Source organism: Parazoarcus sp. PS-13 R2A, from assembly GCF_057621855.1.
The window spans coordinates 1-13,111 of sequence record NZ_JBYEXN010000009.1; the positions used below are offsets into that span (position 1 = coordinate 1).

Below are 13,111 nucleotides of genomic sequence, written 5' to 3' on the forward strand. Positions count from 1 at the left end.
TCGGCGGAGCCGGACGCGCATCGTGCGGGCTATGTCGGCATCCTCGACTGGGACGCCTTCGACGCGTTGCTGGTCAGGCTGAATGGGGCTGAGCTGACGGCCTTCGACACCGAAACCACCAGCCTCGATCCGATGGCGGCGCGCCTGGTCGGGATGTCGTTCTCCACCGAGAAGGGCGAGGGCGCCTACCTGCCGCTTGCCCATCGCGGTGCGGATGCGCCCGATCAGCTGGCAATGGACGAGGTGCTGAAGAAGCTCAAGGCCTGGCTGGAATCGAACGCGCACGCCAAGGTGGGGCAGAACCTGAAGTACGACGCGCATGTGCTGCTCAACCACGACATTCGCCTTGGCGGCATTACCCACGACACCCTGCTCGAATCCTATGTGCTCGAGAGCGACCGCACGCACGACATGGATTCGCTGGCCAAGCGTCATCTCGGCCTGACCACGATTCCGTACACCGACGTATGCGGCAAGGGGGCGAAGCAGATCGGATTCGACGAGGTCGCGGTCGATCGTGCCATCGAATACGCTGCCGAGGATGCCGACATCACCATGCGCCTGCACCGCAAGCTGTGGCCGCAGGTCGAGGCTGCGCCATCACTGGCTGCACTGTATCGGGAGATCGAGCTGCCTACGCTTGAGGTGCTGCTCGACATGGAGCGTACGGGCGTTCTCATCGACCCCTTCCTGCTCGCTCAGCATGGCGAGGAGCTCGGCCGCAGGCTGATGGTGCTCGAAGGCGAAGCGCACGCGCTCGCCGGTCAGCCCTTCAATCTGGGCTCGCCAAAGCAACTGGGTGAAATCCTGTTCGGCAAGCTCGGTCTGCCTGTGGTCAAGAAGACTGCCACCGGCCAGCCCTCGACCGACGAGGATGTGCTCACCCAGCTCGCTGAAGACTACCCGCTGCCCAAGCTGCTGCTCGAGCATCGCAGTCTGGCCAAGCTCAAGAGCACCTACGCCGACAAGCTGCCGCGGATGGTCAATCCGAAAACCGGCCGCGTGCATACCAGCTTCTCGCAGGCGACTGCCGTCACCGGCCGCCTTGCCAGCTCGGAACCGAACCTGCAGAACATTCCGATCCGCAGCGCCGAGGGGCGCCGCATCCGCGCGGCTTTCATCGCGCCGCGTGATCACCTGATTGTCTCGGCCGACTACTCGCAGATCGAGCTGCGCATCATGGCCCACCTGTCGTCGGATGCCCGTCTGCTCGAAGCCTTCGCCCAGGGCGAAGACGTCCACCGCGCGACGGCTGCCGAGGTCTTCGGCGTGACGCCCGACGAGGTCAGCAGCGAGCAGCGCCGCTACGCGAAGGTGATCAACTTCGGCCTCATCTACGGCATGAGCGCCCACGGACTGGCAAAGAACCTCGGTATCGAACGCGCCGCCGCGCAAACCTGGATCGACCGCTACTTTGCCCGCTACCCGGGCGTTGCGGATTACATGGAGCGCATCAAGGCCGAGGCCAAGGACAAAGGCTACGTCGAGACCGTCTTCGGCCGACGGCTCTATCTTCCTGATATCCGCGCCAGTCAGGCCGGGCGCCGGCAGGCTGCCGAGCGCGCTGCGATCAACGCGCCGATGCAGGGCACAGCGGCAGACCTGATCAAGAAGTCGATGATCGCGGTGCACGCCTGGCTGGCTGGCTCGACCCTCAAGTCACGCCTGGTGCTGCAAGTGCATGACGAACTGGTGCTGGAGGTTCCCGCAGATGAACTCGATGTCATCCGTGCCGAGCTGCCGAAGCTGATGGGCGGCGTGGCCGATCTCGCCGTGCCGCTGCTGGTGGAGGTGGGCGCGGGGGATAACTGGGATGAGGCGCATTGATTTGCTCCGGCTTTCGGTGTGCGTCCGGTAGCCGCTCCTGTCGAGATGCTGGCAGTGGACGGCTGATACAATTCGCCGCAACTCGTGATCGCGCCTGAATTTCTTGCTACTTGACGACCTGGGCGATGTGTGTGGCGGGCTTTGCGGAATGCTGAGGGGCTCGCGTCGCGTCCCTATGAACAGGTGAACTGATTTGAAGACAATACTTGTTACCGGTGCCGATGGCTTTATCGGTTCGCACCTCACTGAGACCCTTGTGCGTCGGGGGTTCAATGTGCGGCCATTCGTGCTTTATAACTCGTTCAACTCGTGGGGCTGGCTCGACCATGCAGCGCCCGAGATTCGGGACGAGCTTGACGTTTTTGCTGGCGACATTCGCGATCCAAACGGTGTTCGCACTGCCATGAAAGGATGTGATGCGGTCCTGCATCTTGCTGCGCTCATCGCCATTCCGTACTCGTATCACTCCCCTGACACCTATGTCGATACCAATATCAAGGGCACCTTGAACGTACTCCAGGCTGCCCGCGAACTGGAGCTTTCACGTGTGGTGCACACCTCGACAAGCGAGGTCTATGGGACTGCGCGTTTTGTTCCGATTACTGAAGAGCATCCGCTACAAGGGCAGTCGCCATACTCCGCGTCCAAGATTGGTGCGGATCAGCTGGCCTATTCTTTCCATGCGTCGTTTGGCTTGCCCGTGGTGATCGCGAGACCCTTCAATACCTATGGTCCAAGACAGTCTGCGCGGGCTGTCATCCCAACAGTGATCGCCCAGATTGCAAGCGGTATGCGACGTTTGAAGCTGGGTGCTGTGCACCCCACTCGCGATTTCAACTATGTGGCAGACACAGTCAATGCGTTCATTGCAGCGCTTCAGAGTGATAAGGGTGTAGGCGAGGTTGTGAATTTCGGTTCGAACTATGAGATATCCATAGGTGATACGGTCAAGCTGATTGCCGATGTGATGGGTGTCGAGGTTGAAATCGAGACTGATGATGTCCGTCTGCGTCCGGCAAAGAGCGAAGTGGAGCGACTTTGGGCGGATAACGCCAAGGCGCAGAGTCTCTTCGGTTGGTCTCCGGCGTACGGCGGCATTGAGGGTTTGCGTCGCGGTCTTGCGGAAACTGCCGAGTGGTTCTCTGATCCATCCAATCTTTCCGGCTATAAGCCCGGCACTTACAACATCTGACGCGCAGGGTGATGATGAGCGTGACATCTCCCGTGAAAGATTTCGTCGAACGTGTGACCGCAGTGCTCGGGGTCACGGAGACGCCGCTGGCGCTGCATGAACCCGCTTTTTCCGGGAATGAACTGGCCTACGTCAGGGAATGTCTGGACACAGGTTGGGTGTCGACCGCCGGGAAGTTCGTCGATGAGTTCGAATCAAGGCTTGCAGAGCTGAGCGGCGCGAGACATGCGATTGCCGTGGTGAATGGCACCGCTGGATTGCATGCTGCATTACACGTTTCGGGCGTGCTCGCCGGCGATGAGGTGCTGGTGCCGACGGTGAGTTTCGTTGCGACGGCAAATGCCGTTTCTCAATGTGGAGCAGTTCCGCATTTCGTGGATTGTGCTCCCGACACCTATGGAATGAGTCCTGCGGCCCTGGCGGAGCATCTGCGACAGGTTGCAGAACCAGCTGGCGGCGGTTTCCGCAACAGGCATACCGGGCGCAGGCTCGCAGCAATCGTACCGATGCACGTTTTCGGTCATCCGGTGGACATCGAGCCTCTTCTCGACCTCGCTGCCCGCTACCGGATGCCCGTTGTGGAAGACGCGGCCGAAGCGCTTGGCGCCAGGATCGGCGATCGAAGTGCGGGGACGTTTGGTGTAGCCGGGGTGCTCAGCTTCAATGGCAACAAGATCATCACGACCGGCGGTGGAGGTGCGGTGTTGACGAACGATGCCGGTGTCGCGCGTCGTCTCAAGCATCTGACGACCACTGCAAAGGCGTCGCATCGATGGGATTTCGTACACGATGAGGTTGCTTTCAACTACCGGATGCCGAATCTCAACGCGGCCTTGGGCTGCGCGCAGCTTGAGCGTCTGCCCGAGATTCTGCGCAGAAAGAAGGGACTGGCAGATGCTTATGCCCATGCGTTTGCGGACGCACCGGATTTCCGGTTCGTCGACGAAGTGCGAGGCCGCTCGAGCAACAACTGGCTCAATGCGATTGAGCTGTCGGCCTCGATGAGCGGTCGGCGTGACGAGTTTCTGGAGGCTGCTCGCGAAGCCGGCTATCAGTGTCGTCCGGTCTGGAGGTTGCTGCACCGGCTGAAGCCCTACGCAGCTTGTCCACGAATGGATCTGTCGGTAGCCGAGTCCCTTGAGCAACGCATCATCAATCTGCCGAGCAGTCCGCAACTGTTTCGCGAGGTGGCGTAGAGATGTCCTCGCAGGAAACGATTCTGCTCCTGGGGGCGGGCGGCCACGCAAGGGCATGTATTGACGTGATCGAACAAGAGGGCCGTTTCCAGGTTGCTGGCCTCGTTGGTTTGCCCGAGGAGGTTGGCAGGGAGGTCCTTGGCTATCCCGTGCTTGGTTCGGATGATGATTTGCCGGCGTTGCTCGGTCAGTATTCAGCTGGCATCGTGGTGATCGGTCAGATCAAGACGCCAGTGCCGAGAATGACTCAATTCGCGCATCTCAGGGCATATGGGCTATGCGTGCCTGTCATGGTCTCGCCGCGTGCATACGTTTCCCGTCACGCGAGCGTGGGAGATGGCTCTTTCGTTTTGCACGGTGCGGTGATTAACGCGTCGGCGTCAGTGGGCGAGAACTGCATTGTGAACAGCCTCTCGCTGATCGAACACGACGTCGTGGTCGAGGACCACTGCCACATCGCAACCGGAGCCAGAATAAACAGCGGTGTCCGGATTGGCGAAGGAAGCTTCATTGGCAGCGGAAGCCTGATCAGGCAGGGTGTAGTCATCGGGCGCAATTGCATCATTGGCATGGGACAGGTCGTGTTGAAAGACTGCCCCGACGGCACTCAGTTGCCTCAGAGGAGGATAAGTTGAAAACCCTGATCATTGCCGAGGCCGGCGTGAACCATAACGGTGATCTGAACATGGCACGGGCGCTTGTCGATGCAGCCGCCGAAGCGGGTGCAGACTTGGTGAAGTTCCAGACCTTCAGCGCAGATCGTCTTGTGACGACTTCGGCGCGTAAGGCCGACTACCAGATCAAGGCGACGGAGGCCGATGAGTCGCAGTACGAAATGATCCGTCGGCTCGAACTGTCACCGGCAATGCATGCGGATCTGATCGGACACTGCCAGCAGCGAGGGATCGAGTTCTTCTCCACCGCCTTTGATCTTGACAGTCTCGATTACCTGAACGGCCTTGGCATGCCCCGCATCAAGGTGCCGTCCGGCGAAATTACCAATCTGCCCTACCTGCGAAAGGTCGGCGCTTTTGGCAAGCACGTCATTCTGTCGACCGGAATGTCGACGCTGGGTGAGATCGAGTCTGCGGTCGATGTGCTTGAGCGGGCTGGAACATCCCGCGACCGTATTACGGTACTCCATTGCAACACCGAGTATCCGGTACCGATGGCAGAAGTGAACCTCCGAGCGATGATCTCGATTCGCGAGGCGTTTGGCGTTGAGGTTGGCTTCTCTGACCATACCGAAGGTATCGAGGTCGCGGTCGCTGCCGTTGCGCTCGGTGCGTGCGTCATCGAAAAACACTTCACGCTCGATCGAAGCCTGCCAGGTCCTGATCACCGGGCAAGCATCGAGCCGCAGGAGCTTGCGCACCTGATTCGTTCGATTCGGAACATCGAACTCGCAATGGGCGACGGGGTGAAACGCCCCGGTTTGAGGGAGAGTCAGAATATCCCGGTAGTCCGGAAGTCGCTGGTGGCAGTCAAGCAAATTCACGCGGGCGAGCTATTCTCGGCTGAGAATGTCGGCGTCAAACGGCCCGGCACGGGCCTTAATCCCATGCGATGGGATGAGGTCATCGGTCGCCGCTCCGCACGAGACTTTTCCGTCAATGAGTTGATTGAGTTATGAGGCGGAAGGTTTGCGTCGTCACCGGTACGCGCGCGGAATATGGACTGCTTCACTGGTTGATGAGGGCCATCAAGGCGGAGCCGTCTCTTCAGTTACAGATCATCGCCACAGGCATGCATTTGTCACCGGAGTTCGGGCTGACGTTTCGTGAGATTGAGCAGGATGGCTTTGAAATAGATCGAAAAGTCGAGATGCTGACAAGCTCGGACTCCTCCGTCGGCATCGCCAAGTCGATGGGTTTGGGGATGATCGGGTTTGCGGATGCCTTGAGCGAGTTGCGTCCGGATCTGATGGTCGTTCTGGGTGATCGATACGAGATTTTCTCAGCCGTTGCGGCTGCAATGGTTGCACGAATACCCGTGGCGCACCTCCATGGGGGTGAGGCGACGGAGGGGCTTGTCGACGAGGCGATCAGGCACTCGATTACAAAGATGTCTCACTTGCACTTTGTTGCCGCGCAAGAGTACCGGGATCGAGTGATTCAACTCGGTGAGCAACCGGACTCCGTCCATCTTGTCGGCGGACTGGGCGTGGAGAACATTCGGCGGCTGGAATTGATGTCGCGTGACGAACTGGAGTCGTCCCTGGGCTTGAGATTCGGGCAGCGCAACCTGCTTGTCACTTTTCACCCCGTTACCCTGGAGGAATCGACGGCCGAGGCTCAAATGACGGCACTTCTTCAGGCTTTGGAGACGCTCGACGACACCCGGCTCATTTTTACGCTGCCGAATGCCGATTCGGGCGGGAGAGTCTTGATCGAGATGATCAATGACTATGTGGAGCATCACCCCGAGGCGTATGCCTTCACCTCACTCGGTTATCGCAGATATTTGTCATGTCTGGCCTATGTGGATGGTGTCATCGGTAATTCGTCGAGTGGACTGACGGAGGTTCCCAGCTTCCGAAAAGCAACAATCAATATCGGTGATCGACAACGGGGGCGTTTGCAGTCTGCGAGTGTGATTAATTGTGTCCCCGTGAGGATCGAGATCGAACAGGCCATCCGGAGGCTCTATTCCGACGAGTTCGCACAGGTCTTGAAGGGGGCCGTCAACCCCTATGGCGATGGCTGGGTAAGCGACAAGGTAGTCGAGGTTCTGAAGTCGGTCCCTCTCGACGGGCTCTTGAAGAAAAAATTTTTCGATGTGTGCGTCCCATGAGAATCGTATTCATCGGAACCGTCAGCTTTTCGCTGCGCGCACTTGAGCGGCTTTTCGCCATCGGCGCAGATGTGGTCGGTGTCTGCACGTCCGTCGATACCGGCGAGAATTCGGATTATGCGGATCTGGGCGAAATCAGCCGTGTCAATCAGGTTCCTTGTCTCCATGTCAGCAATGTGAACTCAGCCGAGACGCTGGAGTGGATTCGTGCGAAGCGGCCGGACGTAATCTTCTGCCTCGGATGGTCCCGGTTGCTGAAACGCGAGTTGCTTGAGTTGGCGCCAATGGGAGTTGTCGGATTTCATCCGGCCTTGCTGCCGGCAAACCGCGGCCGTCACCCGATTATCTGGGCGCTGGTCCTGGGGCTTGAGGAGACTGGATCGTCTTTCTTCTTCATGAATGAAGGCGCTGACAGCGGACCACTGATATCCCGTCGAAGTGTCCCGATTCATTATGAGGATGATGCGGGAAGTCTGTACGAACGGATCACGACATGCGCATTGAATCAACTGGAAGAATTCGTGCCGCGTCTGGCAGACCCCGACTTCCCCTTGATGTCTCAAGATGATGCTCTGTCGAACACCTGGCGGAAGCGTGGCGCTGCGGACGGCAGGATCGATTGGCGCATGCCTGCCGAGGGCATCTACAATCTGATAAGGGGGCTGAGCAGGCCGTATGTCGGCGCCCATTTCGATGTTGATGGCCGGCAGGTGAAAGTCTGGAAGTCAGAGGTTGTGCGTGGCATGCCGAAGAATATTGAGCCTGGAAAAATTGTAGTCAATCCAGCAGCGCCGGGCGTGGTCGTTAAATGCGGCGTAGATGCGATTAGAATAATCGAGATGGAGAACGGTGTGGACCTTGCCGCGGGGCGCTACCTATGAGGACGCTCGTGGTCGCTCCTCATCCTGACGACGAGATCCTGGGGTGTGGTGGAACCTTGCTGCGGAGAAAGGCCGAGGGCGGCACGCTGGGCTGGCTGATCGTGACGGGAATGACTGCCGAGGCCGGTTGGCCCATCGACCGCATTCAGCAGCGCAACGACGAGATCAAGACCGTCGCTGGGATGATCGGGTTCGACGAGGTGTTCAATCTCGGCCTTCCTCCCGCCGGTCTGGACGCGCTCCCGCTTGGCGATCTTGTGTCTTCCTTCTCGGAGGTATTCAAGTCGTTTGCGCCGGAGGAGGTCTTCGTTCCGCATCATGGCGATGTTCATTCTGACCATCGGGTTACGTTTGATGCCGTGGCTGCATGCGCGAAATGGTTTCGCTACCCTTCGGTGCGGCGAGTCCTTGCTTATGAAACGGTATCGGAGACTGAGTTCGGGCTGTGCAGAGAAGACGCTTTTCATCCCAATTACTTCGTGGATATTGAGCCCTATCACGAACGCAAGCTGGAGATCATGGGTGTTTACCGCTCGGAGCTTGGCGTATTTCCCTTTCCACGTAGTGTCCGGGCGATGCGGGCCCTGGCGGAATGGCGCGGAGCCTCCGCGGGGTACATGGCTGCTGAGGCCTTTCAACTCCTGAGAGAGCGCCAGTGATGCGCGCCAACAGGGTATCTGAAGACTGACAACCATGACCAGATCAAATCCTTCTGAACAACAATGGCGCAAGGCCTTGCTGGCGAGCGATGCGAGCTTGCAGCAGGCGATTACTTGCTTGAACGAGTCGACGTCGCAGATCGTACTGGTGGTGTCACCCAATGAGCGCTTGATTGGTACCCTCACCGATGGTGACATCCGTCGCGGGTTGCTTCGTGGTCTGGGCCTGGACAGCCCGGTTGATTCGCTGATCAATCAGGACCCACTGGTCGTGCCACCGCAGTTGGGGCGTGACGCCGTGCTGCAATTGATGCGGGCAAATCGCGTTCATCAGTTGCCGGTAGTCGATACAGACAGGCGTGTCGTGGGGCTGCACCTGCTCGATGAACTGATGGCCCCAAGAAGGCGGCACAATCTGATGGTGATCATGGCGGGAGGGCAGGGCACTCGGTTGCGTCCGCACACCGAGAATTGCCCGAAGCCGCTCTTGCCCGTGGGCGGCAAGCCCATGCTGGAGCACATCATAGAGCGGGCCAAGAGCGACGGGTTCGGCCATTTTGTGCTGTCGATTCACTACCTTGGCCACATGATCGAAGAGTACTTCGGGGATGGGAGTCGCTGGGGCGTCAGTATCGAGTATCTCCGCGAGGACTCGCCTCTGGGAACGGCTGGTGCGATCAGTTTGCTGAACCCCCGTCCTGAGTTGCCGTTCGTTGTATCCAATGGCGATGTTCTGACCGATATCCACTATGGCGAATTGCTCGATTTCCATTGCCGCCACGCTGCGAGTGCGACAATGGCCGTTCGGCTTCATGAATGGCAACACCCGTTCGGCGTCGTGCGCACGGAAGGGGTGGATATCGTCGGTTTCGAAGAGAAGCCTGTTTCCCGAAGTCATATCAATGCTGGTGTCTATGTCCTTGAGCCTGCAGCGCTTGGATTGCTGAAGCGGGCGGAGCACTGTGACATGCCAACGCTTTTTGCTCGACTCAAGGAAGAGGCTGCGCGAACGATCGTTTATCCAATGCATGAGCCTTGGCTTGACGTCGGGCGCGACGATGACCTGAAGCGCGCCCGTGCCGCGCATCCAAGAGCGGAGGGTAAGTGAGAGCGCTCGTCATCGGCTATGGCTCCATCGGGCAGCGACATACCAGGCTGCTCCGCGGACTCTGCTGCGACGTAGCCGTCCTCAGCCGGCGGGAGCTGGGTTTTCCGTCCTGCTATACAGACCTGCTGCAGGCGTTGGCAGAGCATCGCCCCGAGTATGTTGTGGTGGCGAATCCGACCAGTCTGCATCACGAAACCATCGAGGCAATGGCCGCTGCGGGATTCGCGGGAAAGGTGCTGGTCGAGAAACCCCTGTTCGATCACTGTCGTGCATTGATCGACGCCCCTTTCAGTCATCTCGCCGTCGCCTACAATTTAAGATTCCATCCGGTCATTCAGCGTCTTCGCGAATTGGTCCTCGGGGAAACAGTCATCTCCGTGCAGGCCTACATGGGGCAGTACCTGCCGGATTGGCGGCCAGCATCCGACTATCGACAGTCATATTCGGCGAGTGCCGCGCAGGGTGGCGGCGCACTTCGAGACCTGAGCCATGAACTTGACTATCTGGCCTGGATCTTCGGTGGCTGGCGGTCAGTGACGGCGCTCGGCGGTCATCTTAGCGCGCTGGAAATTGACAGCGATGACCTGTTTGTACTCCTGATGCAGATGAGCAGGTGTCCGGTCGTTTCCGTTCAGGTGAGTTACCTCGATAGAGTTGCCCGCAGACGTATTGTGGTCAATACGGAACGTCTGACGATAGAGGCGGACTTGATCGACGGAACGATTTCCTGGGGCGATCAGTTTGAAACTTTATCGGTAGGGCGCGACTTCACCTACGAGGCGATGCATCGGGCCATGCTTGGCGATGAGCGCGCAACACTATGCTCGCTCGACGAAGGTCTGGCGACGCTGCAACTGATTGATGCTGCCGAGCAGGCCAACAGAAACAGGGAGTGGGTCATTCGATGAAGCGACTGTGTACGATTTGTGCCCGGGGAGGCTCAAAGGGAGTCAAGGGGAAGAACCTCAAGGTTCTTCTTGGCAAACCTCTTATTGCCCATAGCATTAATCAGGCACGAGTGTCGGGTCTGTTTGACCTGATTGCGGTAAGCAGCGATTCGGACGAGATTCTCGCAGTTGCTCAGGATTGTGGCGCAGACCTTCTTGTCAAGCGCCCGGACGAACTCGCGACAGACCAGGCCGCGAAGTTGCCGGTCATCCGTCATTGCGTCGCTGAGGTTGAACGGCTTACCGGCGACTCGTTCGAAACCCTGGTCGATCTGGACGCAACCTCACCATTGCGAATACCTGAAGATATTCGCGATGCGGTCGAATTGCTTGAGCGAAGTGGTGCGGGAAATGTCATCACAGCGATGCCGGCGCGTCGATCCCCATACTTCAACCTCGTCGAACTCGATCAGGACGGGATTGTTCATCTGTCAAAGCCACCCCATAACGCAATCGTCAGGCGTCAGGATGCGCCCAAGTGTTATGACATGAACGCCTCGATCTACGTTTGGCGGAAGCCGGCGTTGTTCGCCAATGAATCCCTGTTCAATCCAGATACCCGACTGCATGTAATGCCTGAAGAGCGGTCGATCGATATCGATTCGGAGCTTGATTTTCGTTTCGTCGAGTTCCTGATGGCTGAGCGTGAAGAGGGTCTCGGAAAACCCTAAATGGATGAAATATTTTGCAGGATACTGGATCAAGCATGAGTAACGAACTAATACTGGCAGTGCATTCCGGACACAATGCGTCCGCAGCGCTGATGCGAGATGGTGAGATCGTAACCGCGGCGCTTGAAGAGCGGTTCGCTCGCAAGAAGAACTATGTCGGCTATCCGTGGCAGGCGATTGAGTACTGCCTTAAAAAGGAAGGAGTTGCCGGTCAGGATCTTTCCCGTATCGCATATACGACAATTGCGTTCGGCGGTTCAGTATTCCTGAAAGCGAAAACGTCAACGCAGTTCAGCTTGCGTGATTATTTCGATTATTACGGCGATCGTTACTACCGTCGGAGACTGAAGGGAGAGAAATGTATTGACTATCTCCAGTGGCTGAAAACGGCTGACAAGTTCAATGAGGACAAGCAGTACTACGACTTTTCTTACCTTGCCGACGACGTCATGCTCAATTCAGAGGAGGACGCTGAACTCTTTCGCAATGAACAGCGTCGGCTTCTGAGTAGTCACCTTGGAGTTTCCCCCGAAAAAATCGAGTTCATCGATCATCATACGTGCCACGCGTACTACGCCTATTACGGATCGCCATTTCGTAACGAGGACTGTGTCGTTATTACGCTCGATGGCTTTGGTGATGGGAGAAATCAGACCGTCTGGAAGGTCAGCGGTGGAGAGTTCTCGTTGATCGCTGAGTCAGATCAGAACGATATCGGCCGGATTTACAAGATGGCGACACTGCTTCTTGCCATGCGGCCCGATGAGCACGAATTCAAAGTGATGGGACTGGCTCCCTACGCGAAGATGTCACATGTGAAACGTGCGATGCAGGCCCTTGATGGGCTCTGCAAAGTAGATGGCATGCGTATCGTCTCCGGAGAAAGGCCAAAAGACCTCCTCGCCTACCTGGACGAGGCTTGGAAGGACCATCGTTTTGACAACATTGCGGGCGCAGTGCAGACGTACACTGAAAACCTTGCGTGTGAGCTCGTACGCAGCATTGCCCAACTGACCGGGATTCGCCGCTTCGTCATCGGGGGTGGCATTGCCATGAACATCAAGATGAACAAGGCGATCTCGGAGTTGGAGGAGGTTGATTCCCTGTTCGTCTGCGGGTCGTCCGGTGATGAAAGTCTCAGTATCGGGGGATGCTATTACTTGAATTCAGATCACCAGCGAAATCAGCCTGTACGGCATCTCTATCTCGGTCACGATATAGGTGACGAGCTGCCGACCTTTGATTTTGGCCAATTCAGGGATCGGTTCGTACTAAACGAATCCGCTAGTAGCGACCTGATTGCTGAGCTTCTCGCCGATGGCGATATCGTTGCAGTTGCAAGGGGGCGGGCCGAGTTTGGAGCCCGAGCCCTCGGAAATCGCAGCATTCTTGCTGATCCTCGTCGTCGGGAAACTGTCCAGAAGATCAACGAGGCCATCAAGAATCGCGATTTCTGGATGCCTTTCGCATTGTCGATTCTTGAGGACAGGCACGATGAGTATATTTTGAATCCGAAGCGCCTTCAGTCACCGTTTATGGCTGTCAGCCTTGATGTGCGTCCCGAAAAGCACGCCGAGATTGAAGCGGGAACACACCCCTACGACCGGACTGTCCGCCCTCAGTTCGTCTCATCGAATGAAGCGCCAGCTTACTATGAGCTAATCAGCGCTTTTGATCGCGTTGCCGGTGTGCCTGCCTTGCTGAACACCAGCTTCAACCTGCACGGTGAACCCATCGTCGACACCATTGACGATGCGGTCCGCACGTTCGAGCGCTCGGGGATCGATCATCTTCTCATCGGCGATCGCATTCTACTGTCCAAACGTAAAGGCTGAGT

Annotated in this window: 12 protein-coding genes; all 12 read left to right on the plus strand. The window is 57.8% G+C overall.

Going from position 1 to position 13,111, the window contains the following annotated elements:
* The coding region (polA, locus tag AC22G6_RS09930; protein ID WP_487366656.1) for a DNA polymerase I at positions 1–1,827 on the plus strand (1,827 nt) is incomplete at its 5' end.
* Between the two features lie 193 nt (positions 1,828–2,020).
* The gene (locus AC22G6_RS09935) at positions 2,021–3,019 is read left to right on the plus strand and encodes an NAD-dependent 4,6-dehydratase LegB (protein WP_108950904.1); all 999 of its coding nucleotides are present in this window, start codon (positions 2,021–2,023) and stop codon (positions 3,017–3,019) included.
* Positions 3,020–3,051: 32 nt separating this feature from the next.
* Positions 3,052–4,215 (plus strand): LegC family aminotransferase, encoded by a 1,164-nt coding sequence (locus AC22G6_RS09940; RefSeq protein ID WP_487366657.1) that lies wholly within the window; start codon positions 3,052–3,054, stop codon positions 4,213–4,215.
* Positions 4,216–4,217: 2 nt separating this feature from the next.
* Positions 4,218–4,850 carry an acetyltransferase gene (locus AC22G6_RS09945; RefSeq protein ID WP_487366658.1) on the plus strand — a complete coding sequence of 211 codons (633 nt, stop codon included), beginning with the start codon at positions 4,218–4,220 and terminating at the stop codon, positions 4,848–4,850.
* Positions 4,847–5,848: an N-acetylneuraminate synthase gene (gene neuB, locus AC22G6_RS09950; RefSeq protein WP_487366659.1), complete on the plus strand. Its 1,002-nt coding sequence runs from the start codon at positions 4,847–4,849 to the stop codon at positions 5,846–5,848. Before AC22G6_RS09945 ends, neuB begins: the two co-directional genes overlap by 4 nt.
* A complete protein-coding gene (neuC, locus tag AC22G6_RS09955) occupies positions 5,845–7,008 on the plus strand; it encodes a UDP-N-acetylglucosamine 2-epimerase (protein WP_487366660.1) in 1,164 nt (387 codons plus the stop codon). Before neuB ends, neuC begins: the two co-directional genes overlap by 4 nt.
* Positions 7,005–7,889, plus strand: coding sequence for a methionyl-tRNA formyltransferase (locus AC22G6_RS09960; RefSeq protein WP_487366661.1), 885 nt, complete (start codon positions 7,005–7,007; stop codon positions 7,887–7,889). Before neuC ends, AC22G6_RS09960 begins: the two co-directional genes overlap by 4 nt.
* Positions 7,886–8,548 carry a PIG-L deacetylase family protein gene (locus AC22G6_RS09965; protein WP_487366662.1) on the plus strand — a complete coding sequence of 221 codons (663 nt, stop codon included), beginning with the start codon at positions 7,886–7,888 and terminating at the stop codon, positions 8,546–8,548. The genes AC22G6_RS09960 and AC22G6_RS09965 overlap by 4 nt, the downstream gene beginning before the upstream one ends.
* Before the next feature lie 34 nt (positions 8,549–8,582).
* Positions 8,583–9,656, plus strand: a complete 1,074-nt coding sequence (locus AC22G6_RS09970) for a nucleotidyltransferase family protein (RefSeq protein ID WP_487366663.1) — start codon at positions 8,583–8,585, stop codon at positions 9,654–9,656.
* A complete protein-coding gene (locus AC22G6_RS09975; RefSeq protein ID WP_487366664.1) occupies positions 9,653–10,564 on the plus strand; it encodes a Gfo/Idh/MocA family protein in 912 nt (303 codons plus the stop codon). Before AC22G6_RS09970 ends, AC22G6_RS09975 begins: the two co-directional genes overlap by 4 nt.
* Positions 10,561–11,274, plus strand: coding sequence for an acylneuraminate cytidylyltransferase family protein (locus AC22G6_RS09980; protein WP_487366665.1), 714 nt, complete (start codon positions 10,561–10,563; stop codon positions 11,272–11,274). Before AC22G6_RS09975 ends, AC22G6_RS09980 begins: the two co-directional genes overlap by 4 nt.
* A 35-nt stretch (positions 11,275–11,309) precedes the next feature.
* Positions 11,310–13,109 (plus strand): carbamoyltransferase C-terminal domain-containing protein, encoded by a 1,800-nt coding sequence (locus tag AC22G6_RS09985; RefSeq protein ID WP_487366666.1) that lies wholly within the window; start codon positions 11,310–11,312, stop codon positions 13,107–13,109.
* The last annotated feature ends 2 nt before the right edge of the window (positions 13,110–13,111 follow it).

What these genes read in the sequence shown, in the direction of transcription:
- AC22G6_RS09945 (WP_487366658.1), top strand. Translation starts at nt 4,218, where the DNA reads ATGTCCTCGCAGGAAACGATTCTGCTCCTGGGGGCGGGCGGCCACGCA.
- AC22G6_RS09980 (WP_487366665.1), top strand. Translation starts at nt 10,561, where the DNA reads ATGAAGCGACTGTGTACGATTTGTGCCCGGGGAGGCTCAAAGGGAGTC.
- neuC (WP_487366660.1), top strand. Translation starts at nt 5,845, where the DNA reads ATGAGGCGGAAGGTTTGCGTCGTCACCGGTACGCGCGCGGAATATGGA.
- AC22G6_RS09965 (WP_487366662.1), top strand. Translation starts at nt 7,886, where the DNA reads ATGAGGACGCTCGTGGTCGCTCCTCATCCTGACGACGAGATCCTGGGG.
- AC22G6_RS09985 (WP_487366666.1), top strand. Translation starts at nt 11,310, where the DNA reads ATGAGTAACGAACTAATACTGGCAGTGCATTCCGGACACAATGCGTCC.
- AC22G6_RS09970 (WP_487366663.1), top strand. Translation starts at nt 8,583, where the DNA reads ATGACCAGATCAAATCCTTCTGAACAACAATGGCGCAAGGCCTTGCTG.
- AC22G6_RS09960 (WP_487366661.1), top strand. Translation starts at nt 7,005, where the DNA reads ATGAGAATCGTATTCATCGGAACCGTCAGCTTTTCGCTGCGCGCACTT.